At 77.2% G+C, this 237-nt stretch carries 1 protein-coding gene; it reads left to right on the top strand.

Annotated elements, in window-relative coordinates; all coding sequences use genetic code 11:
- The coding region (locus tag ACZ2XM_RS15690) for a hypothetical protein (protein WP_490619044.1) at window positions 1-237 on the top strand (237 nt) is incomplete at both ends.

The raw sequence follows: 237 nt of genomic DNA, 5'->3' as shown, positions 1-237 counted from the left end.
CCTACAAGGTGATCGGCGTCCGGTACGCCGGCGACCCGACCCTCCCCGCGCTGCAGGGCTCGCAGGGCCGGCTGACCCTGGTGACCGCGCGCGGGGTGCCGTACGTGCCGGCGGGCGTCGTCCGGGTGGACGCGCAACTCGTCAGCACGCCTAAGCCCGCCGGTGCGCGGGCCACCGCGCCGCTCAGCCTGCCGCTGGCCGACCGGGAGCTCGCCGGCGACCCCTCCACGGTATGGC

Source organism: Psychrobacter sp. CoH-33_TS_01 (genome assembly GCF_058189395.1).
This window is presented reverse-complemented; position numbering and strand designations above follow the sequence as displayed.